Annotated in this window: 20 protein-coding genes and 5 pseudogenes; 12 read left to right on the top strand and 13 right to left on the bottom strand. The window is 52.1% G+C overall.

Translation table 11 applies throughout. The features are described from left to right. The first annotated feature begins 104 nt into the window (after positions 1-104). On the top strand, positions 105-521 hold the full coding sequence (locus FDP13_RS21890; RefSeq protein ID WP_143840342.1) for a PASTA domain-containing protein: 417 nt from the start codon (positions 105-107) through the stop codon (positions 519-521). A gap of 1 nt (position 522) precedes the next feature. After that, positions 523-813: a hypothetical protein gene (locus tag FDP13_RS21095; RefSeq protein ID WP_040002296.1), complete on the top strand. Its 291-nt coding sequence runs from the start codon at positions 523-525 to the stop codon at positions 811-813. Positions 814-1,010: 197 nt separating this feature from the next. Here FDP13_RS21095 and FDP13_RS21885 read toward each other — a convergent pair whose 3' ends face one another. Further along, entirely contained in the window at positions 1,011-1,172 is a 162-nt protein-coding gene (locus FDP13_RS21885; protein ID WP_231578149.1) for a SymE family type I addiction module toxin, read from the bottom strand. Between the two features lie 35 nt (positions 1,173-1,207). Between FDP13_RS21885 and FDP13_RS21085 the strand changes: the two are divergent. Continuing rightward, positions 1,208-1,440, top strand: a pseudogene (locus FDP13_RS21085) (IS1-like element transposase); the annotation flags it as partial. Positions 1,441-1,480: 40 nt separating this feature from the next. Here the strand turns inward: FDP13_RS21085 and FDP13_RS21080 are convergent. After that, positions 1,481-1,725 (bottom strand): annotated as a pseudogene (locus tag FDP13_RS21080) (helix-turn-helix domain-containing protein). 102 nt (positions 1,726-1,827) lie between these two features. Here FDP13_RS21080 and FDP13_RS21075 point away from each other — a divergent pair. The 3 genes from FDP13_RS21075 (at position 1,828) to FDP13_RS21065 (ending at position 3,071) form a co-directional block, all read left to right on the top strand. Beyond that, positions 1,828-2,058 (top strand): helix-turn-helix domain-containing protein, encoded by a 231-nt coding sequence (locus FDP13_RS21075; protein WP_143840341.1) that lies wholly within the window; start codon positions 1,828-1,830, stop codon positions 2,056-2,058. Positions 2,059-2,150: 92 nt separating this feature from the next. Further along, positions 2,151-2,369 (top strand): helix-turn-helix domain-containing protein, encoded by a 219-nt coding sequence (locus FDP13_RS21070; RefSeq protein ID WP_012768900.1) that lies wholly within the window; start codon positions 2,151-2,153, stop codon positions 2,367-2,369. A 300-nt stretch (positions 2,370-2,669) separates the two neighbouring features. Continuing rightward, positions 2,670-3,071, top strand: a complete 402-nt coding sequence (locus FDP13_RS21065) for an H-NS family nucleoid-associated regulatory protein (RefSeq protein WP_012770271.1) — start codon at positions 2,670-2,672, stop codon at positions 3,069-3,071. Between the two features lie 7 nt (positions 3,072-3,078). Here the strand turns inward: FDP13_RS21065 and FDP13_RS21060 are convergent. The 3 genes and pseudogenes from FDP13_RS21060 to FDP13_RS21050 all read right to left on the bottom strand — a co-directional run. Continuing rightward, positions 3,079-3,333 (bottom strand): annotated as a pseudogene (locus FDP13_RS21060) (recombinase); the annotation flags it as partial. Between the two features lie 153 nt (positions 3,334-3,486). Beyond that, a complete protein-coding gene (locus FDP13_RS21055; protein WP_143840339.1) occupies positions 3,487-3,978 on the bottom strand; it encodes a DMT family transporter in 492 nt (163 codons plus the stop codon). Positions 3,979-3,987: 9 nt separating this feature from the next. Then, on the bottom strand, positions 3,988-4,422 hold the full coding sequence (locus FDP13_RS21050; protein WP_012770274.1) for a DMT family transporter: 435 nt from the start codon (positions 4,420-4,422) through the stop codon (positions 3,988-3,990). Between the two features lie 99 nt (positions 4,423-4,521). Here FDP13_RS21050 and FDP13_RS21045 point away from each other — a divergent pair, with 99 nt between their 5' ends. The 3 genes from FDP13_RS21045 (at position 4,522) to FDP13_RS21035 (ending at position 6,320) form a co-directional block, all read left to right on the top strand. Next, positions 4,522-5,457 (top strand): LysR family transcriptional regulator, encoded by a 936-nt coding sequence (locus FDP13_RS21045; protein WP_143840338.1) that lies wholly within the window; start codon positions 4,522-4,524, stop codon positions 5,455-5,457. Positions 5,458-5,727: 270 nt separating this feature from the next. Then, positions 5,728-6,012 (top strand): DNA-damage-inducible protein J, encoded by a 285-nt coding sequence (locus FDP13_RS21040; protein WP_012768898.1) that lies wholly within the window; start codon positions 5,728-5,730, stop codon positions 6,010-6,012. Continuing rightward, a complete protein-coding gene (locus FDP13_RS21035; protein WP_143840337.1) occupies positions 6,009-6,320 on the top strand; it encodes a type II toxin-antitoxin system RelE/ParE family toxin in 312 nt (103 codons plus the stop codon). The genes FDP13_RS21040 and FDP13_RS21035 overlap by 4 nt, the downstream gene beginning before the upstream one ends. A gap of 45 nt (positions 6,321-6,365) precedes the next feature. Here FDP13_RS21035 and FDP13_RS21030 read toward each other — a convergent pair. The 4 genes and pseudogenes from FDP13_RS21030 to cynR form a co-directional block, all read right to left on the bottom strand. After that, positions 6,366-6,932 (bottom strand): annotated as a pseudogene (locus FDP13_RS21030) (TrbI/VirB10 family protein); the annotation flags it as partial. Between the two features lie 97 nt (positions 6,933-7,029). After that, positions 7,030-7,275, bottom strand: a complete 246-nt coding sequence (locus FDP13_RS21025) for a hypothetical protein (RefSeq protein ID WP_234424457.1) — start codon at positions 7,273-7,275, stop codon at positions 7,030-7,032. Next, a pseudogene (locus tag FDP13_RS21020) lies at positions 7,272-7,592 on the bottom strand (VirB8/TrbF family protein); the annotation flags it as partial. The gene FDP13_RS21025 and the pseudogene FDP13_RS21020, both read right to left, overlap by 4 nt. 96 nt (positions 7,593-7,688) lie before the next feature. Beyond that, positions 7,689-8,576, bottom strand: a complete 888-nt coding sequence (cynR, locus tag FDP13_RS21015; RefSeq protein ID WP_143840336.1) for a transcriptional regulator CynR — start codon at positions 8,574-8,576, stop codon at positions 7,689-7,691. A 110-nt stretch (positions 8,577-8,686) separates the two neighbouring features. Here cynR and FDP13_RS21010 point away from each other — a divergent pair, with 110 nt between their 5' ends. Both FDP13_RS21010 and cynS read left to right on the top strand, forming a co-directional pair. Beyond that, positions 8,687-9,346 carry a carbonic anhydrase gene (locus tag FDP13_RS21010; RefSeq protein ID WP_143840335.1) on the top strand — a complete coding sequence of 220 codons (660 nt, stop codon included), beginning with the start codon at positions 8,687-8,689 and terminating at the stop codon, positions 9,344-9,346. Between the two features lie 27 nt (positions 9,347-9,373). After that, the gene (cynS, locus tag FDP13_RS21005) at positions 9,374-9,844 is read left to right on the top strand and encodes a cyanase (RefSeq protein ID WP_033577180.1); all 471 of its coding nucleotides are present in this window, start codon (positions 9,374-9,376) and stop codon (positions 9,842-9,844) included. A 168-nt stretch (positions 9,845-10,012) separates the two neighbouring features. Here the strand turns inward: cynS and FDP13_RS21000 are convergent, their stop codons facing one another. Next, positions 10,013-10,807, bottom strand: a complete 795-nt coding sequence (locus tag FDP13_RS21000; RefSeq protein WP_370512567.1) for a helix-turn-helix transcriptional regulator — start codon at positions 10,805-10,807, stop codon at positions 10,013-10,015. An 88-nt stretch (positions 10,808-10,895) separates the two neighbouring features. Between FDP13_RS21000 and FDP13_RS20995 the strand changes: the two genes are divergently transcribed. Continuing rightward, a complete protein-coding gene (locus tag FDP13_RS20995; protein ID WP_143840333.1) occupies positions 10,896-11,621 on the top strand; it encodes a type 1 glutamine amidotransferase in 726 nt (241 codons plus the stop codon). Between the two features lie 217 nt (positions 11,622-11,838). Here FDP13_RS20995 and FDP13_RS20990 read toward each other — a convergent pair whose 3' ends face one another. The 3 genes from FDP13_RS20990 to FDP13_RS20980 form a co-directional block, all read right to left on the bottom strand. Next, a complete protein-coding gene (locus tag FDP13_RS20990; protein ID WP_143840332.1) occupies positions 11,839-12,846 on the bottom strand; it encodes an alpha/beta hydrolase in 1,008 nt (335 codons plus the stop codon). Positions 12,847-13,053: 207 nt separating this feature from the next. Beyond that, entirely contained in the window at positions 13,054-13,530 is a 477-nt protein-coding gene (locus tag FDP13_RS20985; protein ID WP_033577183.1) for a DUF1348 family protein, read from the bottom strand. 64 nt (positions 13,531-13,594) lie between these two features. Then, positions 13,595-14,161, bottom strand: a complete 567-nt coding sequence (locus tag FDP13_RS20980) for a TetR/AcrR family transcriptional regulator (protein WP_033111774.1) — start codon at positions 14,159-14,161, stop codon at positions 13,595-13,597. Positions 14,162-14,893: the final 732 nt, after the last annotated feature.

Raw genomic sequence — 14,893 nt, 5'->3', positions numbered from 1 at the left:
AGGCCGTTGCTTCAATGAGTTAAGTGCACTAAAAAGTACGACGCGCCTCGGGTAATCCCTATGACCCGATAGGGATAGCGGGGGGTGAGAGTAATTATGGGTATGTGCCAAATCCTGTCTGCTGGATCGATCCGCTGGGGTTGGCTGGATGTAGTAGTGCGTCTGGTCAATTACCTAAACTCGGAGGAAAATCTGTCAGTCAGGTAGAAAAAACTCTGTCTGAAAATGGTTTTACTCAAACTAAAGTCAGTAATAGTGCCGCAAAAAACCAAGTATGGAACCATGCCGATGGCTCAGAAGTACGAATCCATCCATATGGTAATCAGTCAATGAATATGAAGAATGGGGATTTAACACCTAAATCAGGTCTAAATGCACATATACATAAAGAAAACCCCTTAGGTAATCAGCTTGATGATTTCGGTAATGTATCGTCAAACCCAGATTTAACTCACATTGGAATTAAGAATCCGTCAAATTATCCGAGTGTAAGAAATAGACCTCACGGGAGTGGAAGATAAAATGAGTTATGAATATCAATTGAGCAGCGCTATTGAACCTGCTGATTTATATAAAAAGGTAAGATCTCTAATAGCCAATTCGGCTGATTACGTAACTATCTTTTCGGACAATAATTCGGCTGGTTTTAAAAATAAAAATTCGGAATCAAATTGGAGTTCAGATATTGATTTATCTTTCTCATCCGACTGTGTTTTTTTAGAAATCCATGCTGGTAATGCTAAAGTTTTATTGAAGTATATAAATGATAGTTTAATTCTCTCTGATGTGCCTCTTGATATTGAAGAGCAATAAAATAATTAGCCGGAAGCGAACTTAACAATCCTTCCGGCTTTATTTTATCTGCTGCTCAGTGGCGGTGATTTAAAGCCCGCCCGGAAAGCGGTTCAGCCAGTACGTGACGGAGTACTCTTCACGCGATACTCAATGCGTGCAGGTCTTGCCACAGTGCGTGGATATCCTGCTCGGTGATCACAATGCAGCTTCAGCGGCTACCCGAGGCGGAATCCGGCTTCCTTCAGCCACTGCCCGGCTATGTTGATGGCAGGCGTATCATGATTGCCTTTAACGGGACAATACCCGACGCGGGTAAAGCGCTCATGCTGCGAGATTTTAAAAACGGCGGTGTCTGGCGTAGAATGCGCGTCAGCCATAGTCAACGCCTAATCAGTTAGTTGTGATTATATTTATTGTCACTGTTAATCAGTCTGCGCAGGTTTATCGCCATGGTCAGAGCCTAAAGGCCATGACAGATTTCGCTGTCGTGACTGCCACCGCATGTTTCTGATCACTTATGTCTACGAAGCGCACAAGCCGGGTGTCAAAGAGCAGCGAAATGGCCTTCAACGGCGTCGGCGTTCGTGATACCGCCAGGCCCCTGAAAATCGGCCTTAACACCTCATCCGGACTTTAAAAACTCTTACCACGACGAATAACGCCATGCTTATCAGGGAAGTCGCCCTCACTCCGAATTCCCTTCCCCACTCGGCGTGCGCTTGAGGTCGTGATACCGCGAAGGCCAGATTTCTTCAGGCCGTTTATTCAACGCGCTGGCGATCAAGCGCTCACCTTTAGGCCAATGCGCACCAGCGTATTTGCCAACGTAGACGAAGCCAGCCCAGCTTCTCTCGAAACCGCCGCCAGCGTTGTTCCCCTCTTCCTTAAACCCGCAATGATATCCGCAGGATGCCAGTCATGTTGCTCCATACACCCTCCTCATTGTTGACGATAAGTCACATCGTAACACGAACCCCGAATTATGACTAATAGTCCGTGGACTTATAAGCACCAAAACAGAATGCTTATGCCATGAAAACATCCGATTCGGTCAAAACCCTGCTGGGACAACGTGTTAAAGCGCTCAGATTGCAGGCGGGGCTATCTCAGGAAGCCTTCGCTGAAAAGTGCGGGCTGGATCGAACTTACATCAGCGGCATTGAGCGAGGGGTGAGAAACCCAACGCTTGAAGTGCTCTATATTCTTGCGACTGGATTGCATACCGATCTCACCACGCTCTTCGTATTCCGCGATCCAACCTGATTTTTGAACCTTATCGATTAAATCGACGAAGTAGCTCATATGTGACTCATCGTCCGTGGTCTGATAAGCAACATGGGATGATGCTTATCGGCATGAAAAATACAAAAGACATCACCGCCCGTTTTGGGCAACGTGTAAAAACGCTTCGCTTACAGGCAGGGCTCTCCCAGGAAGCCTTCGCCGACAAGTGCGGTTTGGATCGCACCTATATCAGCGGCATTGAGAGGGGTGTTAGGAATCCGACTCTGGAAGTGATTGGGGTGATTGCTGACGGGTTGGAGATTCAACTGCAAAGTTTATTTGATTTTTAATAAGTTGCCTGCCGATATTGTCAACAAACAGAATCCGTTCGTAAGTATGGCGCGGGAAACCAGGATTTCCCCGATATTACTGTCAATATTGTCGCCGTATTTTCCAGATTAATTATCTTTTTTATCGCGCTTTCTATTTTCACATACCATTCAAGTGACAAAAATAAAAAACAGTTCAAGAACGAGAAATATAAACTTACAAAAACGGATAATCAGACATCAAGCAAATTTATAGTATCTGCTTTGTTTTATCGTTTATAGTATGATGTTTATGACGTTCAACATTCAGGATAAATGATAATGAGTGAAGCCCTAAAAATATTAAATAACATTCGCACCCTTCGTGCTCAGGCTCGTGAGACCGATCTGCCAACACTGGAAGAAATGCTGGAAAAACTGACCGCCATTGTTGAAGACCGGCGTGAAGAAGAAGCCAGCGCACAGCAACAAAACGCAGAGCGTCAGGCTAAAATTGAAGCCTTACGTGCAAAACTGCTGGAAGATGGTATTGATCCGTCTGAACTGCTCGGCGCTGTTGTTACCAGTAAAACGGCAAAAACCAAACGCACTCCCCGTCCTGCCAAATACAAATATACTGATGAAAACGGCAACGAACAGACGTGGACAGGTCAGGGCCGAACGCCTAAAGCTATCGCTGCTGCGCTGGAAAGTGGTAAAACGCTGGAAACCTTTGCTATCTAACCAAATGACTCCCTGTTGTCTGGCAGACAATGGGGAGCAAGCCAGCTCTACTTGAAACAGAATTGCCATATGCAACGTCTGACACTTTGAGTTTAACTAGATCACAGCCCCGCAGCTTACTGTCCAAAGTCATATTGAACAGGTCCAGATCACGCGTTTTACCTTCCAGTTCAAGCCTGATTCCGATCCCCCAGATGTGAGATATCTGAAGCGGTCTTTTTTGTCCGATGATACGGTCTTTGTTCCACAGTAACATGTTCATACTCGAATCTCCTGCAATGTGGGAGATTTGAGTATGGTTGTCCCTCAAGAGCGAACAGCAGGCATTTCATCTTTGCCCTGCCGCGCGGACATCTGAACTTAGCTTTGACATTGCAGTGTAACAGCTAAAGTGTGGTCATCAGGACTGGCTGGCTTATTTATTAGCGACTGCATGCGGCAGGCCCTTTTTCGCCGGTGCGGCTTTTGACTTGCTGCTGGAGTAAATGAAGAACAGCGCGATACCCAGGCAGACGATGGCACCGAGTCGGCTCATCGAGAACGGAATCGACTCATTGCCCAGCCAGCCGAAGTTATCGATCAGCATACTCATGGTCAGTTGGCCAAAAATGACGGCGACCGTGGCAACTGCAGCCCCAATGCGCTGGACGGCCAGTACCATAATGACGATATACGGCACGCCAAACATTGCGCCCAGTAGCTGCCATTTAGGCACGTCCATCAGGGTCAGGGCGTGTTTGGGTTCGAAGAAAAAGATCAACATCCCCGTAACCAGCGCTCCGATTGAAAATGTCAGGAACGCACTTTTGAATACGCCGACCTTACTGCCCAGTTGGCCGTTGATAGCCGCCTGGATACTCAGCATGGCACCACCGACGACGGCGAGAAGAATCATCATAACAGTCATAATGTTACCTTACCCCTGTGCAACCATAACCAACGCTGCAATGATGAAAATCAGCGCGATGATGCGTTTATTGTCAATTTTCCTGTGCGGCGTGCCAAGCAGGCCGAAGTGGTCAATAATCAGGCTCTTGAAGACCTGGCCTGCCAGGATGCCGATCATGGTCATGGCGATGCCGATTGCCGGCGTTGCCACGGTCAGGATGGTGACGTAAATAGGCCCAAGCACGCCGCCAAGCAGTTGCCAGGAAGGCTGCGCAAAGAACGACGGGCTGTTACGCGGGCTGAAAAACAACATCAGCAGGAAGGTCAGTGCCGCGCCCACGCCAAATACACTGAAGGTGGCCCAGAGATCACCGACTTCCCCACCCAGTGGCCCTAGCAATCCCGCCTCTACGGACAGTCCCATGCCTCCGGCAATTACGATTAAAATCAGTATCAGTTGCATAGCAATCAGTCTCCAGTTGTCTGAGCGGAGAAGATTACGCCTTAACATGGATGAGAAAAATGCCATAATGAGATAAACACTTGTGTAGGATATGCATTAATGAATGAGCCCGGGAACATCAGCATACGCACCCTGCTGATTTTTATAGACGTTTATGAAACGCAGAATTTCTCTGTGGTGGCACGGCGGGAAGGGATATCTGCCTCTCAGGTATCGCGCGTCATCCATCAAATGGAGGATGCGCTCGGGCAGCAGCTCTTTTACCGTAATACCCGGGCGATCATCCCTACGGAAAGCGGCCATCTTTTTATCGGCTATGCGCGGGCCATGACGGGCAGCCTGGAGGAGGCGCGGCGGGAACTCAACGAGAGAACGCTTGAGCCTTCAGGAATGGTCCGCATAAACGCACCGGTGTTCTTTGGACAGCGGCATGTGGCACCCGCGTTAGCCGGTCTAGCGGAGCGATATCCTAGGCTCAGCATTGATCTCACGCTGACCGATGATTACATCGATCCGCACCGGGAACCGGCTGACGTAATTTTCCGGATTGGCGTGCTGACGGACTCCTCATTTCATGCACGTGTGTTTGGCCAGCAGTTCTATCATCTTGCCGCATCACCGGATTACATCCGCCGGCACGGCATACCTGAATCACCTGAAGAGTTCGCACGTCATAAATGCCTGGTCTATCGCGGCTCGTCAGGACCAAACCGCTGGTTGCTGCGCAGGCACGGGGAGGAATGGGTGCACTATCCCGTCTCGCCCCTAATGTCATCCAATAATGCTGAAACGCTGCTGATTGCCGCACTCGGGGGGATGGGGATCGTGCTGTTTCCTGACTGGCTGATTGGAGACCGGCTGAAGAGCGGCGAGCTTGTCGTGCTGCTGCCGGAGCTGGACACGTCCATAAAAACGGAGCCGCAGCACATCGCGGCAATCTACCCGAATGCCCGCCACCCTCCGCTGAACGTTCGGGCGATTATCGATTACTACCTTGACGCGTTCGGCTCACCGCTTTACTGGCAGTCTGAATAAGATATCCTGACTTTATTGCTCGTCTTAAAAACGGCTGGTCGCTGGCAGACACCATACCAACTACGGTGGGAGAGCGAGAGTGTATTATGGCTTCTTATGAAGAGCTTATAGTTTAGATATTCGAAAAGTCCGCTTCACGCCCTGAGGCATTCAACAAGTCTTTTAGGGTATCAGTAAGCCGATTCTCCCTTCAAAAAAGCAGCAAAAACCGACGAGATTGGATAGAATGACAACACAAGTGACAACACATGCAATCTATCGGAGGCTGTCATGGGGACAATACATTTCAGAATTGACGAGGAAACCAAACGTCTGGCCATGAAGGCTGCTGAGCGTCAGCAGGTCAGTCTTACCGAACTGATGCGCCAGCGTGCGGAAGAACTGGCCGAGGAAGAGCGACAGTACCAGCGCCATACCGGTGATGAATGGCTAGAAGCGAAAATTCAGGAAGCCTTCGCCCGTTACGATGCCGGTGAGGTCCAGTTCATCAGCAATGATGAGGCCAGTCAACGTATGGCAGCGCTGAAAGCGCAAGCCGCCCGGGGGGAACTGTGACGGCAACGGTTCGCTGGGAAAGGCAAGCTATCGCTGACCGCGAAGACATTTACCGTTACCTGTACCTGAACGCGGGACTGGAGGTCGCCAATGCCACCGATGACAAATTCGCCGCCGCAGTGGCGTTGCTGGAAACCACCCCGGAAGCGGGCATCAGCATAGGAAAGTCGGGAGAACGGCGGAAACTGGTGCTGGCCCGGCTGCCGTTTATTTTGGTCTATGCGCTGAAACGCCACAGCGGCGACGTACATATCTTGCGACTATTGCATACCGCCCGGGATGTGTCGGCACGCTACCGTTCCAGATAAACGCCCATTCAGGCCCCCTGCTTCGTTCCTCTCGTCCATACCCATTCAGCGCGCACTCCCTTGATTAAAAAACAGCGGTTGATACGGCCTTAACACCAAATCCCGGTTGACGATGATACGAACCGGCAGACCTGGCCGTTCGGTCAGTGTCGGCTGAATATCGAGGTTACGCCGGGTGAGCTCTTGTCCCGCCTGACTGACCGAATCCTGCAAGCTGCCACGTCCGGCAAGGATAATACGATCGCCATGCTGTCGGTTCTCCGGGGCAGCGAGTTCGGCTCCCACCCCCAGTAGCGTGGTCATTGCCGCGCCGGCAATCACACGATCCCAATGCCAGTCCACCTGATCTTCCAGCCCGACGTAACCGGCCGGGTCGGCACCGGCCAGATTATCCAGCGTCAGCGACGACGTATCCGGCAGGATAATGCGGTTCCAGACCACCTGAACCCGACTTTGCCCGTAGCTGACCTGGCTGTTGTATTTCCCTAACAGATGCGACCCTTGCGGGATCAGCAGATAATGCCCGGTCGCCGTGTCGTAGACCGGTTCGGTGACGGTGGCGATCACCGGTCCCGGCAGGTCGGAACGAATACCGGTCACCAGTTGATGCGCGGCACGATAAATCAGGCACCGGGCGTGGCCTGCTGCGCAGCGCCAGTGTCTCGGGGGCCACTTTCTCTGACGGTGCTGGTGTGCCCTCGGCATAGCGTCAGGACGACAGGTCGCGGTTATCCGCGGCGCGCCCGGTATTACCACCCGACAGTTCGCTCCCCATTCGTCCGGACGCTCCGTTCTCCCCCTTCCACACCACTATGGAGGCCAGAGGCATCGGAACCAATGCTGTCGGAGCCAGCTCGTCCAGATCGACAACCGGTGGCCGGTTTCCCATACCGCGACAGCCGGTCAGCGCCAGTATCAGGTAACAGGCAGGACCGTAATACCACCACGTTCTCATGGCTGACCACCTTCCGGCATCGCCAGTTCCCGGCTCCACGACAACCCGTTGATATAAATGCCCGATGGGTTTAACCGTAACTGCTGCTCGGTACGCGGTGTGTGCTGCACAACGGTCAGCATGGCGGTCCAACGTTCAGTCCCCGACGGAGTGCCGTGGACAAAGTGTTGTTCGCTCCAGCGCACTTCAAACGATCGACAACTGGAGCGCACCACACTGGCAATCTGCACCGTGACGGACTCGTTGCCAATACGGCCAAAATGATCTTGGGCGCGGGCATAGGCGTTAAGCACCGCAGCACCCTGATCGGTGGTATGTCAACAACACCGCTTAATGACCGCTTTGCGGTCTTATATCAGTATTGCTGACAAGTTAGCGTGGTTATCTCCCGTCTGGACCGGAACTCTAGTAGATCAGACACTTAGCTTGCCGGAAATGTCTACTGTTAATGCGGTGAAAGCTTGGGTCGCGGAGCTCAGATAGGCATCCTTGCGCCGCATAAGGACGGCTGTACGTTGCAGCCGCTCTGGCTCCAGTGCAATGGCCACCAGATCGTCCTGGGCGAAGGCAGTCTTTGCGGGTAACAACGTCGACAACGATGTCCAGCGAACAATTTCTATCACCGCACCGAGAGCGTTGGCCTCCATCAGCACCTGAGGATTAATTTCATGCTTGCGGAAGTAACGATCGATCTGTTCACGCGTCGCGAAATCCGTACTGAGCAAAACGAGTGACTCGGCGCTCAGAGTCTGCAATTCCACAGATTTTACCTTTGACAGTGGGTGCCTGAGGCTGACCACCAGAGCCAGAGTCTCATCCAGCAATGGGACCGATTCGATATCAGGACTGTTGACGGGCTCAAACGCAATTCCTACATCCAGCTCTCCTGCCAGAAGCAACTCCTCCATACGTTCCTGGGAAATTTCCTGCACGCTGAGAGTAATCTTTGGATATTGGTCGTGGAATGCCTCGACCACCGGTCCCACCAGATAGGTCGTGAAGGTAGGCGTCACGGCCACGCGCAGTGATCCACGGCTGAGGTTGCTCACATCATGAATGGCGCGTGTAGCTTCCCGCAGCTCCTGAGAAGCGCGACGGGCATACTGAAGATAAACCTCTCCGGCATCAGTCAGACGTGTCGTGCGTCCTGAACGGTCAAACAACTGAGCACCAAGGCTTTCTTCCAGTAACTTTACCTGCTGTGAAAGAGCGGGTTGGGATACGTGCAGCGCCGCTGCAGCTTTCGTGAAACTGAGATTTTCCGCAACCGCAAGAAAATACTGAATGTGCCGAGCGAGCATTCCCCACTCCATTAGATTATCTAATGGATTTTATAATAAATGAGACTTTTACCTTATGCAATGCGTTGCTTAATATTCGCCCCACACCCAGCGACATTGAGACAGCCCCCATGAAAGAGATCATTGACGGCTTTCTAAAGTTCCAGAAAGACGCTTTTCCCGAGCGGATCAAACTGTTCAGGGACCTTGCCACCCAACAGAATCCGAGAGCGTTATTCATTTCCTGCTCTGATAGCCGACTGGTTCCGGAGCTGGTCACTCAACGCGAGCCCGGCGACCTGTTCGTGATCCGCAACGCCGGCAATATTGTGCCGTCGTATGGCCCGGAGCCTGGCGGTGTTTCCGCGTCCGTCGAATACGCTGTCGCCGCACTTAAAGTGGCCGACATCGTGATCTGTGGCCATTCCGACTGCGGGGCAATGACGGCCATCGCCACCTGCAAGTGTCTGGATCATATGCCCGCCGTTGCCAACTGGCTGCTATATGCTGACTCGGCCAGAGTCGTGAACGAATCCCGACCTCATCCGGATCAGCCAGCCAAAGTCGCGGCTATGGTGCGCGAAAACGTCATCGCTCAGTTGGCTAACATCCAGACTCACCCATCCGTTCGCCTGGCGCTTGAAGAAGGCCGGGTAACTCTGCACGGCTGGCTCTATGACATTGGGAGTGGTTGCATTGATGCTTTTGATGGCACAACCCGCGCCTTCGTGTCCCTTGCTGAAAATCCAGAAGTTAACGCCGTTTCCTCGCAAGCCAGGCATGTTGCCTGAACCCCTTACTTACCAGGAGAAAAGACCATGATCCAGATTCAAGTCACTCAGGCCGCACGTCAGGCACTCACCGAAACCATTATTCTGGCTAAGGCACGCAAGGAACTCTCCTTCTCCGAAATCGTTGACGGCACAGGTTTGTCAGAAGCCTTCGTTACTGCAGCCCTGCTTGGTCAGCATCCGTTGCCTGCCGACGCAGCAGTCGTTGTCGGCAAGAAGCTCGATCTGAATGCTGATGACGTTAAACTGTTGCAGTCAGTACCCGTCCGCGGCAGCTTTACCGATGGCATCCCGACCGATCCGACAATCTACCGTTTCTACGAGATGATGTCGGTTTACGGGCCTACTCTTAAGGCTCTGGTTCATGAGAAATTTGGCGACGGCATTATCAGCGCCATTAACTTCAAACTGGATATCAAGAAAGTTGATGATCCGGATGGTGGCCATCGTGCGGTGATCACCCTGGATGGCAAGTACCTGCCGACCAAACCTTTCTGATTCTCTCAGAATTCAGCCCGGCGACTGAAAAGCCGGGCCGCCTACGTTTTCAGTCGCGGTGTGTTCCGTCTCTTTTCGTTTAACACCTGATAGTCGCGGCGTCAGCATCGGCACGGTGCCGGATAGCGTTAATACCCGATTTGTCACCGTCCCCCAACTGAACCTCCGTCAAAACTCACCGGGAGTCAGGCCCATAACTGCACGAAACGCAGCGGAAAATGCGGCCGGTGATGAAAAACCAAGCTGCCAGGCAATCTGTTTTACAGGTACGTTTTCAGAAAGAAGATCCAGTGATGCGTATATTCTTGCGCGCTGCTTCCATGTCCGGAAGCTGAACCCCGTATCACGTGAAAACAGGCGGGAGAAAGACCTTTCCGACATGTTTGCTATGTCAGCCATATCGGTTAACGAGGTTCCCCAGCGATGGCTGGACATCAGCTCTCCTATAGCACGGAATAATCGGTCATCCTGCGGCATCGGTAGTTCTGCGGGTACGGATGGTGCCTCACCGATAATTTCCAGAAGTAAAAGCGCCATTTTTCGCTTCGTCAGCGTGTGGTAATCATTTATAAACAGGCCAGCTATTAATTCCTTTACCAGCGGAACCACGTCGATCACATGTACCCGGTCATTCTTTGCGAAATGTGCGCACTCAGAAATCAGGCTACCGCTGAAGTAAACTGCACGCAGTTCCGTACGCGACAGAAGTCTGTATGAGTGCTCCATCAACGGCGGCAGCCAGGGCGCCCGTTGAGGGGGAATAACCCATCGCCTGCCCGCGGCCTCAACCAGCAGAACGCCACTGCTAGCGTATAAAAGTTGCCCTTCCAGGTGATAATGAGGGGGATCGTCTTCCCCACGCCGGTAGGAAATAGCGGTCGCCGACCAGCCTGTTGAGTCATCGTGCCTTGGCGCTTTATCGATGCTTACTGACATTTCAGAATCAAACCTCACGTCTATCATGTCCCGACTGGCGTTACCCGACCGGTATTTCGCAGGGGGGATGTGCGCCTGACTTATTACTTATCAAGATTCTGAAGGATATAAGCCTATGCGAGTACATTTTATTGTGCATGAACACTTTGAAGCACCCGGCGTGTTTGAAACCTGGGCCATGATTCGTGGCCATGAGGTAACCTTCTCTCGCGTTTATGCGGGTCAGACACTTCCTGAAGATGCACGGAATATCGATCTGCTGGTAGTCATGGGGGGGCCGCAGGATCCGTCCGTCACGCCTGATGAATGTGCACATTTTGACTCAATAGCTGAACAGGCACTTATTGCCTCTGCAGTACATCTGGGGAAGGCCGTCATCGGCGTCTGCCTGGGCGCCCAGCTGATTGGGGAAGCCCTGGGCGCACGCTTCGCGCACAGCCCGGAAAAAGAGATCGGCAAGTTTCCAGTTTTTATGACCGCAGAAAGCGAACGGAACCCGCTGTTTTCTCACTTCGGTAATAAGCTCGACGTCGGGCACTGGCATAACGACATGCCGGGACTTACGCCCGCGGCGGAGATCATCGCCTACAGCGAAGGTTGCCCACGACAGATAGTTGCTTATTCTGAGCTGGTCTACGGGTTTCAGTGCCATATGGAACTTACACCGTCCCTTGTCGAATTGCTGATCGCGCATTCCGACAGGGATTTACGTCGGGCCGCAGAATATCGATTCGTTCAGACACCGGAAGAATTACGGAGCCACGACTACAGCGAAATGAACAGAGCATTATTCACTTTTCTCGACAAACTCGAGTCACGCTTCCGCCAGACAGGTATATGACTTCGTTACCTGCAGCGGAACGACATGCCGCGCCATTGACCGTTTATCGTTATTACTGAGTAGAAAAAAGCCCCCGATAAGTAACAGGTTGCACGCTTAACGGGGGGGAAGTATGTAAATACTCAATAGTCCGGTTCCAAAAAATTTCCGCGCTAACCCGGACAACGGACAGAGGGCAAAAACGACCGGCCGATGAAACCGACCGGCTAGCTGGCAGTTACTTCAGGTGTTCTTTCAGTTCATAGGCGGCCTGACCAAGTGCGGTCCGCACGGCAGGCACGTCGCTCAGCGCGTTCAGCAGACCGAAATCATGAATTAACCCGTTGTAGCGGGTAACCGTCACGTTGACGCCAGCGGCATCAAGCTTGCGGCCAAAAGCCTCGCCTTCGTCGCGCAGTACGTCAAGTTCGGCAGTCTGAATCAGAGTGGGCGGCAGTCCCTTCAGTTGTTCAGGCGTTGCCCGCAGCGGCGACGCCAGGATGTTATTACGATCGCCTTCTTTAGTGGTGTATGCATCCCAGAACCACTTCATCATATTACGCGACAGGAAGTACCCGTTCTCATACTGGTTATAAGAACCAGTATTGAAGTTCGCGTCAGTCACGGGCCAGAGCATGACCTCATAGCGGATGGCCGGCGCTTTATGTTGCTTGGCCTGGAGCGCTACGGCAGCAACCATGTTACCGCCGACGCTGTTACCTACCAGCGCCAGGCGACTGCCGTCAACGCCAATCTCGCTACCGTGCTCGGCAACCCAGCGGGTTGCTGCATAGGCCTGATTAATCGCAACCGGGAAATGCGCTTCCGGCGATGGTGTATAGTCGACAAAGACGGCCGCTGCACCGGACTCGGTGACCAGATCACGGACGAGTCGTTCATGTGTTGCAAAGTCGCCCAGTATCCAGCCACCGCCATGGAAGAACATGAAAACTGGCAGGGTTCCCTGTGCGTTATTCGGTTTCACAATGTGAAGTTTGATGGAGCCGCCTTCAACGTTGATTGTTTTTTCAGTGACGTTTGCAACAGGCAGTTTGGCACCCTTCTGAGCGTTGATCAGCACCTGCCGTGCGTCCCGTGGAGACAGCTGTTCAATAGGCTTCCCCCCGGCGCCGTTCAGGGCACTGAGAAATTCCTGCACGTGACGCTCTGGCTGTGAAGCATCGGCAAAGCTGTTGACTGAGACGGCCGCCATTGCGGCAGTCAGCAACATAGATTTAATATTCATAATACGGCCTCATTAATATCGCTTATTATTAAATAGTGTGCTATTAAAATAGATAAAGTACATCGCCCGTACTTGATCCTGAAAAACCACGCACTGAGAAAACTTAAGAGCCCCCCGCCCCAACCAGCTTGCTTTTTTCATCAACTGGCTGAGTAAAGCCCCGACCAGGACAGTAGTCGCGGGCGTTACGCGGGGTAACTCAATGAATTACAGACCCAGGTCAGACAGGCTTGGATGATCGTCAGGACGACGCCCCAGAGGCCAGTGGAACTTGCGCTCACTTTCTTTAATCGGCATGTCATTGATACATGCGTAGCGGTGATGCATCAGCCCGTCTTCACCAAATTCCCAGTTTTCGTTCCCGTAAGAACGGAACCAGTTACCGGAGTCATCGCGCCACTCGTAAGCGTACCGGACAGCAATGCGGTCACCGTCAAAGGCCCACAGTTCCTTGATAAGACGGTACTCCAGCTCTTTTTTCCACTTGCGCTCGAGGAAACCCCGGGCCTCTTCGCGATTATTGGCAAACTCTGCGCGGTTACGCCACTTGGTGTCCAGAGAGTAAGCGAGCGACACTTTATCGGCATCGCGGGTGTTCCAGCCATCTTCGGCAAGTCTTACCTTTTCAATCGCTGACTCGCGGGTGAACGGCGGCAGTGGCGGACGGATTTGTGAATCGGACATGGTGGTGCCTCCAGGATAATTGGATACTTCAGTGAGTGTTTCATCTTTGGAACTCAGAGCCCTGCTACGGGATCTGTTTCAGTAACAGCTGAGCGACATCTCTTGCATCATCGGCGGCGCTGTAATCGCCCATGACGCGCGACATAGTGATGGCGCCTTCAATCAATATCAGTAGCTGCCGGGCCAGAGGTAACGCCTGCGCTGTATTCAGTTGGCCGGTAAGCTCAAGCACGTAGTCCAGCAGCTTCTGTTTGTGCACGCTGGCTATCTGACGAACCGGATCAGAAGGATCCCCCACTTCGCCTGCCGTGTTGATAAACGCGCACCCGCGATATCCCTCCGACTCGAACCAGCCTTTAAGCACGGTGAACATATTCAGGATGCGATCCCGCGGCGTATCCGCTTTGTCACATTCGGTCCTGAACCATTCCATCCAGCGCACATCACGCGCATTCAGCGCTGCGGCGGCTACCTCGTCCTTGTTCGCGAAATGGTGATAAATACTTTTCCGTGCCACGCCTGAAGTCTTCACCAGGAGGTCCATGCCGGTCGCATGAATACCGTTCTGGTAGATGAGTTCTTCTGCGGTTGCGAGAATTTTCTCCCGCGTGTTTGTCGTGTTTCTGTTCATGAGATAATGGTAGAACGATCGTTCTACCTCCGTCAAGTGTTAGTCGATAATCTTTTTTGCGTACCGTCAGGATGCATTTATAAAATTGTTAAGAATCAATAACAAAATGCTGTCTGGGCAAAAAAATTGTATAACGCTGTAGCGTGCAGGAACGAAAACCCGATGTCCGGCGGGGCGTTCCGTACGTTCTCAGTGTGAAGGATGGAGGCTGCATTCGGGAGGGGCAGGTCAAAAAAATCTGTAAAAATCATACGGTCTGTACGGCTGAAAACCGGGTGAGCTTAAGCGGCACCCGGATCCGGACGCCGTCAGCCCTTTTTCTACAGGCGGAGTGACTCCCAAGCGCAACCGGAGTGACGGCCTGCTCCGACAGCACCTGTGCACATCATGCGTCATACCGTTATCAGGCGTTAATAGAAAACAATCAGGTGGCCAATACAGGCAGTATTATCGTCCCTCTCGTCAAACACCACGACCCTGCCACTGGACGACTACCGGAACTATTGACGCACATTGATGAGTACCAGCAAGGACGAGAATTAACTCAGCTGATGGCTGAAAACTCGGGAATTTCAAAAAGTGTTTGGAACTAAAATGGTTGTGCTTAGAAATGCATACTGCAAGTATAAAACATCAGAAAAATAAAGAAAAACATTTATACCCGTCATACTTCAAGTTGCAGGTGCGTTGGCTGCGTTCGTTCACCCGAATCACTTACCTGAGTAAGCTCAT

The sequence above is a fragment of the Dickeya sp. ws52 genome (assembly GCF_007210685.1).
GTDB lineage: Bacteria > Pseudomonadota > Gammaproteobacteria > Enterobacterales > Enterobacteriaceae > Dickeya > Dickeya chrysanthemi.
This window is presented reverse-complemented; position numbering and strand designations above follow the sequence as displayed.